The sequence below is a fragment of the Streptomyces sp. SS8 genome (assembly GCF_054072955.1).
In genome coordinates this window covers 1-413 of the sequence record NZ_JBSVCZ010000075.1, presented here as the reverse complement: position 1 = coordinate 413, position 413 = coordinate 1, and the positions used below count along the sequence as shown (strand labels likewise).

Here is a 413-nt window from a genome sequence, read left to right as displayed (position 1 = left end):
CCGATGAGCCAGGCGGCGCAGAACCTGAACTGGTTGATCACCAACTTCGTGGACAACACCCCGGGGGTGTCGCACACGGTGGTGGTCTCCGCCGACGGCCTCCTTCTGGCCATGTCCGAGGGGTTTCCGCGGGATCGTGCCGATCAGTTGGCGGCGGTCGCGTCGGGGCTGACCTCGCTGACCGCTGGTGCGTCGCGCATCTTCGAGGGGGGTGCGGTGAATCAGACGGTGGTGGAGATGGAGCGGGGGTTCCTCTTCATCATGTCGATCTCCGACGGTTCCTCGCTGGCGGTGCTGGCGCATCCGGATGCGGACATCGGTCTGGTCGGGTACGAGATGGCCCTGTTGGTGGACCGTGCGGGTACGGTGCTGACGCCGGACCTCCGCGCCGAACTGCAGGGAAGTCTGCTCAA

1 protein-coding gene is annotated in these 413 nt (G+C 66.1%); it reads left to right on the top strand.

Annotated features, from left to right (window positions below; all coding sequences use genetic code 11):
* A partial coding sequence (locus ACW69E_RS27785; protein WP_457501042.1) for a roadblock/LC7 domain-containing protein occupies positions 1-413 on the top strand: 413 nt, incomplete at both ends.